This is a genomic window from Pseudomonas sp. 24 E 13 (genome assembly GCF_900004715.1).
Taxonomy (GTDB): domain Bacteria; phylum Pseudomonadota; class Gammaproteobacteria; order Pseudomonadales; family Pseudomonadaceae; genus Aquipseudomonas; species Aquipseudomonas orientalis_A.
On record NZ_CVTO01000151.1, the window covers coordinates 1 to 5,639 of the forward strand.

Genomic DNA, 5,639 nt, shown 5'->3' on the forward strand with positions numbered 1-5,639 from the left:
ATGACGCTGGCCGCGCCGCCCTTGAGGTTGGGGTTGCCGACAATGATCCCGCCCAGTTGGGTGTTTTGCAGCGCGCCGTTGGCGTTGTTGAGAATCACGCCGTTGGGGCCGACGTTGTACTGCTGGAACTGGTTATGGGACAAGCCTGCGCCGTTCGGTGTGGCGATGTTCACCACCGGCACGCCATTGCCCGCCGCGCCCACCGTGGTACCTGGCGCACTGACCACGATGCCCTCGGCCTGGGCCAGCAGCGGCTGCCAGAACAGCGCGTTGGCGAGGATCAGCGCCAGCCCGCGTTTGGGCAGGCCGAAGAACGCGTTTCGCGGCTTCAGGGCGGCGGAAGGTTGGCGGGCCAGGAAGGCAAATTGTCGAACGTCCATTTTCAGTTTCTCGCTGCGGCGCAACGTTGAATTACAGGAACAAATCCAGGCGGAAGTAGATCGGCGCTTCGCGCTCGGTGACGACTCCGGGTCTTTCCAGCGAGTGGGCAAAGGTCACGCTGGTGCTGACGTTCTTGCCACGGGCGAACAGCTCCAGGGAGTTGCTGGACACGCGGCCATGAACGTTGTCGTTGTAGCGGTCGTTGCGGATCACGCCCTGGTCGTAGCCGACGCTGGCGCCGTATTCGAAGAAGGCCGGGCGCATCCAGTCGAGGGTCACCGGGCGCGCCCAGCGCACTTCATTGCGCCAGTAGCCGCCGCTGTCGCCGGTCAGCAACTGGTCCTTGAAACCGCGCACCGAAGCCGAGCCGCCGAGGCTCATGCGCTGGGGCGAGAACAGCGGGTCTTCACTGCGTTGGCCGGTGGCCAGGCTGCTGAAGCTGAACGACTCGCCCCACAGGCTGAACGGTTGCAGGTAGCTGACGGTGGCGGTGTATTTGCGGTAGCGCGAGTTCGGCTGGCGGCGACCGAAGGCGTCGCGCTCTTCCTGGGACTGGGCGTCGAGCAGGCCGATGCCGTTTTGCATGCCCAGGTCCAGGTTGACGAAGGCCGTGCCGATACGCCGACCGTGGTTGACGCCCAATTGCAGTTCGCTGAGGCGGTTGCTGCTGGGCGCGGTGCGCACGTCGAGGATGTAGTTGTTGGTGCGCAGGTGCGCCAGGCCGACGTTGACCGAGGTCTTGCTCACGTCGTCGCGGTGGATCACTCGCTCGGCGCGCAGTTGGTGGTTCTGGTTGTCGCCGTCCTGCTTGTATTTGAAGTCGTCGGTCACGCCGAAGGTGCGGTAGTCGCTCTCGCTGTAGGTGTAGCTGAAGTTCCACCAGCCCCACGGCACGTTGTAATAGAGCATGGTGTTTTTCGAGGTTTTCTGGTGGTCGCTGATGGCGTCATGGCCGCCGCGCAGAATCAACTGGTCGCCCAGGCCCAGCGGGCTGTCCCATTCAAGGCCGGCGCCCCATTGCTGTTCGCCGGTGCTTTTCTGGCCGTCGTTATTGCGCGACAGGCTGGCGCGCCAGGGCTTTTGCGCGGTGTTCTTGACCACCACGTCGCTGCCGCCGACTTGCTTGCCGGGGGTCAGTTCCATTTGCGCCTGTTTGGACGGCAGGCGGTTGAGCTGGTCCACCAGTTGCTCGATCTCGCGCAGGTTCAGCGCTTCGCCGACCTTGCCGGGAAACGCCATGGCCAATTCGCGTTCGGTCACGGTGCTGCCTTCGGCGCTGCGCAAGGCTTCGAGCTTGCCTTCCACCACCAGCACTTGCAGGTGGCCGGTGGAGAGGTCCTGCTGCGGCAGGTAGGCGCGGCTGGTGACGCGGCCTTTGCCGAGGTAGTAGTCGGTGATGGCCTTGAGCAGGTCGTTGAGCTGGGACACGCCCAGGCATTGGCCGACGTAGGGCTTGAGCAGGCGCTCGCGCTCGGAGGCCGGCAGGCTGTCGGCGCCTTTGAGTTCGATGTCTTTGATCGGGAAGCAACGGGTGTCGGCGGGCGTTGCGGGGGCCTGAGGCTTGTCCGCTTTGCCGGGCAGGTCCTTGAGTTCTTCAAGGCGCCGCTGTTGCTCTTCGAGCAGGCGGTTCTGCCGATCGCGGATCAGGTCCTGGTCCCCGGGCGTGGGGGCGGCGAATGCGCTGTTCAGCGTGAAGAAAGTCAGCAGGCAGACGCCCAGCAGCCGAGTCCATGGCAGGAGCAAGTACATGTTCGATCTGTCGATTTACAAAGGGCGGCAAATTAACATCGAAGCATGCGTCATGCCAATATCCCGACTGCTTTATCGGCAGGCGCCTTAAAAACAACTAACCGACTGATTTTTAAATAAAATCTTATTAAGCATCGGTATCTTGCCTGGCGATTCCGATAGACGGTAGCAATGATCTAACTGATGAGTAACGGTAACGCGCCGAGCGTCGCTTCAGATGCTTTCTAAAAAGGGCTTCTCAGTTGAGCAGAAACACCATCAACGCATTGTCATTCAACCGCCCCTGAAAGCTCGGCGCCAACGGCTCGACCGGCGACCCCTTCAACAGCGCCGCGTCCTTGCGCGCCACAATCACCCAGGATGGCCGGGGCAATGTGGCGAGCTTTTCCAGTTCGTTACGCCCGACGAAAAACGGCTGTTCATCGTGGTCCAGGTTCATCATATAGCGCAACGCCCAGGTGTCCCGGCCCAGGTCGACAAATACCAGAGGGCCCGGCTGCGCATCCCGCAACGCCTCCACCTGGCTGACAAACTCCCGCGTATCGAACTGAAGATCCTTGGCCGGCTCGATGACGGTGACCAGTAGCAACCACTGCGCCGCCAGGGCGATCATGCTCAGCCACACCAACCGCCCGGCCCGACGCCACGCCACCAGCGCCGCCACTTGCATCAGTACGAGCGCGCCGATCAATAGCGGCATCGAAACATCAGGCCAATAGCCGTGCTTGTGCCAGGCATACCGACACGCAAACACCACCACCACGCACAGCGCCGGCAGCGCGACGACGAGCCCCTCGTAGCAGCGGCGCACGCCAACGAGCCAGCCTTGCGCCTGAAGCAGCCCGTAGGCCGCCACAGCAGCAAACATCGGCACCATGGGCAGGATGTAATAGGCACGCTTGAAGTGCGGCACTGACAGGCCGAGCAAAATCATCAAGCCGCACGCGCCGAGGCGTATCAGCAACTGCACATCATCATTGACCCAGCGCTGCGCCCAGCGGTGACGCAGCGCGATCAACGTCGCCAGGGCCAACGGCACCACCGGGAAGTACCGGTACAAACTCAGCTGAAAGTAGAAGTAAAACGGCTCGCCGGACTCATCCAGCCGCCCGCCGACCTGCATCCTGAACACCTCATCGGCAAAGGCATCGCCCCCGCTGATTCGGGCGAGTTTCATCAGCACCCACCAGCACGCCACCAGTAGCAGCAACCCGACAACGCCGTGAACCAGCACCTGCCTGACCCGCTCCCCCGGCCGGCCCAGCGCCCAGTACACACATGCCACGCCACACACCTCGATCAACCCCAGCGGCCCACGAATCGCGAAGGCCAGGACAAACAAGGGGAAAACCGCGAGTTGCCTGAACCGCGAGCCCAACCGCTCGCCACTGTGCAGCAGGTAGAAACTGCCGACGCACAGCAGCGCGACCATCTGGTCCAGGCACACCGAGCGCGACTTTTCGAGCAGTTGGGTGGTGAGCAGTGTCAGCAGCACTGTCAGTAATGCCCAAGGCCGGCTGGACGGTGCGAGCAGGCGATAGATCAGGGCAACGACCCCCGCCGAAGCGAGCGCAGTGGGCAGCACATTCGCCAGATGGTTCGGCGCGTCAAACAGCCGGGCAAAGACAAAACTGAAGAACGTCGCAGTGCCGGGGTAATCCGCGTACGGCTGGCCGTAGGTGGTAGGGAAAAGACTCGCGCCGTGGCGAAACATTTCCTGCAGGAACAACGCCCATCGTCCGTCGAAGCCCTGAGGCTGCTGATCCCAGATACCCAGGGTGAACAGCAACAAGGCGATCAGAAAGATGCCCAGTGACTCCAGGCGAAAGCGGCTGTAATGATCCATCGGGTGACCTGTCAGGTGGGAAGCGCGGGCTTATGGTGCCGACCGCCCCCCTGAACAGCGTCTGAACGAACCTGCACATTCATGCATTACCGACTGGCGCGCCATACCAGGGCCGGGATCAGGCGGATGTAGATCAACTGCGCAACCAGTTCGACCAATGTTTGCAGGATCACCGCCGTCGCGGCCAAACCGCGTGTACCTTCAGGCAACGCCAGCGCCAGGGGCAACACCACCAGGGAATTGCGGGTGGATGCGCTGAACGTCACCGCACGCGCCGTTGCCGCAGGCAGCGCGAACACCCGCGCGGCCAACATCCCCATCAGCGGCGCCAGCAGCGCGAAGCCTGCGTAGATGGGCAGCACAGGCACAAGCAGGCGGATATCCCGAATCACTGATGTGATCTGCGATCCGATCACTACAAACAGCACGAGGGCCATCGCCGGCACCGGCAACCAGGCCCAGGCGCTGTTCCACCGGTTGATCAGCAGTGATCGTCGCGCGTAAAAAGCCGTCAACGCGGCCAGCAGCATCGGCAGCGCGATCAACAACAGGAACGCTTCGATAAACGGCGCGACCGCGATCACCACCTCCGAGTGCGCTCCCAGTATCAACCCCAGGTACACCGGCAGCAGGGCCAATTGCACCAGTAACAGTAACGGCGTGGCCGCCAGCATCAACCGCGAATCACCTTTGCCGATGTGGGTAAACACCACCACGTAATCGATACACGGCGTCAGCAATACCAGCAACGCGCCCACCAACAGCGCAGGGTGCTCCAACAGGCCACGGGTCAGCGCCCATACCAGCAAGGGCACCAGGATGAAATTGGCCAGCAGCAACGCCAGCATAAAGCGCCGGCTACCCCAGCCACGGCGCAGTTCGAGAAAAGGGATTTGCAGGAACATCGCGTACATCAATACCGCGATGGCGGGCGTGACCAGTGCGCCAAGCCCCTGAGCAAAAGACGGCGCAAATGCACCACAGAGCGCGGCCAGCAGGGTGGCGGCAAAATAGAGGGGAATCTGATTGTGCTCAAGGGTGTCGCGGGTCATGAAGACGCTCTGGCAGGTGGCGAAGGCCAAGCCTATTCATCTATTGCCCGGTGGTCGAGTTGGATGTGCGAGCAAACCTGCTTGGGATTTCCCCCAACCTGCGCTTCAATACCTGCCCCAACCCAAGGACGTGACGCCCATGGCCTCGCCAAACAAGCAGCAAAAACGCGCCCAGCGGGCAAAAACCAAGGCCAAGCAAAACCGTACCCAGCGCGCCGTCGCCACCAAGCCGGATGCGTTCGCCGGTGACGACAGCCGAATCGACCTTGAGTCAGTGGACTTGACCGAGCTGTTCGTGGAGATGCGCACGGCGGGCGAAACCAGCCAGCAGGCGCTGTGTGCGGTATTCCTGGCGCACCCGCTGCTGGCACTGGTGCTGGAACAGGAAGGCGAAGAGGAAGCGACCGACTTTATCCTGGCCGCGCTGATTGAATATCGGCAATGGGCCACTGACAGCGATGACGAGACCGCCGCATTGGCATGGATCGAATCGCCGCAGTTCCAGGCGGACTACGTCGCCGCATCCCAAGCGCTGGCAAACTCAGCAGACTGACGCATATCAAATGTGGGAGGGGGCTTGCCCCCGATGGCAGTGGGTCAGTCACCTATTT

Annotated in this window: 5 protein-coding genes; 1 reads left to right on the forward strand and 4 read right to left on the reverse strand. The window is 62.2% G+C overall.

What is annotated here, in order from left to right; translation table 11 throughout:
- From BFP90_RS22560 to BFP90_RS22575, 4 genes are all read right to left on the reverse strand, one after another.
- Nucleotides 1-380: two-partner secretion domain-containing protein (locus tag BFP90_RS22560; protein WP_139114960.1), on the reverse strand; the 380-nt coding region annotated here is incomplete at its 3' end.
- Between the two features lie 31 nt (nucleotides 381-411).
- Entirely contained in the window at nucleotides 412-2,130 is a 1,719-nt protein-coding gene (locus BFP90_RS22565) for a ShlB/FhaC/HecB family hemolysin secretion/activation protein (RefSeq protein ID WP_065898018.1), read from the reverse strand.
- A 238-nt stretch (nucleotides 2,131-2,368) separates the two neighbouring features.
- The gene (locus tag BFP90_RS22570; RefSeq protein WP_065898019.1) at nucleotides 2,369-3,976 is read right to left on the reverse strand and encodes an ArnT family glycosyltransferase; all 1,608 of its coding nucleotides are present in this window, start codon (nucleotides 3,974-3,976) and stop codon (nucleotides 2,369-2,371) included.
- An 86-nt stretch (nucleotides 3,977-4,062) separates the two neighbouring features.
- Nucleotides 4,063-5,028 (reverse strand): arsenic resistance protein, encoded by a 966-nt coding sequence (locus BFP90_RS22575; RefSeq protein WP_065898030.1) that lies wholly within the window; start codon nucleotides 5,026-5,028, stop codon nucleotides 4,063-4,065.
- 139 nt (nucleotides 5,029-5,167) lie between these two features.
- Between BFP90_RS22575 and BFP90_RS22580 the strand changes: the two genes are divergently transcribed.
- Nucleotides 5,168-5,581 carry a hypothetical protein gene (locus tag BFP90_RS22580; RefSeq protein ID WP_065898020.1) on the forward strand — a complete coding sequence of 138 codons (414 nt, stop codon included), beginning with the start codon at nucleotides 5,168-5,170 and terminating at the stop codon, nucleotides 5,579-5,581.
- Nucleotides 5,582-5,639 lie beyond the last annotated feature (58 nt).

Excerpts from the sequence above, each read along its gene's own strand:
- BFP90_RS22565 (WP_065898018.1), bottom strand. The coding sequence starts at position 2,130 with ATGTACTTGCTCCTGCCATGGACTCGGCTGCTGGGCGTCTGCCTGCTG.
- BFP90_RS22570 (WP_065898019.1), bottom strand. The coding sequence starts at position 3,976 with ATGGATCATTACAGCCGCTTTCGCCTGGAGTCACTGGGCATCTTTCTG.
- BFP90_RS22575 (WP_065898030.1), bottom strand. The coding sequence starts at position 5,028 with ATGACCCGCGACACCCTTGAGCACAATCAGATTCCCCTCTATTTTGCC.
- BFP90_RS22580 (WP_065898020.1), top strand. The coding sequence starts at position 5,168 with ATGGCCTCGCCAAACAAGCAGCAAAAACGCGCCCAGCGGGCAAAAACC.